1 pseudogene is annotated in these 463 nt (G+C 58.5%); it reads left to right on the plus strand.

The annotated features are described in order from the left end of the window. Positions 1 to 463, plus strand: a pseudogene (locus AB1462_RS31920) (IS481 family transposase); the annotation flags it as partial.

Consider the following 463-nt stretch of genomic DNA (forward strand, 5'->3'; position numbering starts at 1 on the left):
GAGGAGGCGATCATCATCGCCTTCCGGCGCCACACCCTGTTGCCACTCGATGATTGCCTCTACACCCTGCAGCCGACAATCCCGCACCTGACGCGCTCGTCATTGCATCGCTGTCTGCAGCGGCATGGCATTTCCAGACTGCCCGATGTGGCCGGAGACAAGCCGGACAAGAAGAAGTTCAAAACCTACCCGATCGGCTACTTCCATATCGACATCGCCGAGGTGCAGACGGCCGAGGGCAAGCTATATCTCTACGTGGGCATTTATCGCACGAGCAAATTCGCCTTCGTCCAGGTCGTCTGGTAGACTGGCCGAACGTCGGCTTCTGCCTTCCTCGTGGCTCTGATTGCAGCGATGCCGTACCGGATCCACACCGTTCTTACCGACAACGGCATCCAGTTCACCTTCCCGCCCCGTTATGACGACGGGCCGAATGCTCGCTACATGACCCACATGTTCGACA

This window comes from Pseudomonas sp. SB113 (genome assembly GCF_040754745.1).
Taxonomy (GTDB): Bacteria; Pseudomonadota; Gammaproteobacteria; order Pseudomonadales; family Pseudomonadaceae; genus Aquipseudomonas; species Aquipseudomonas grimontii.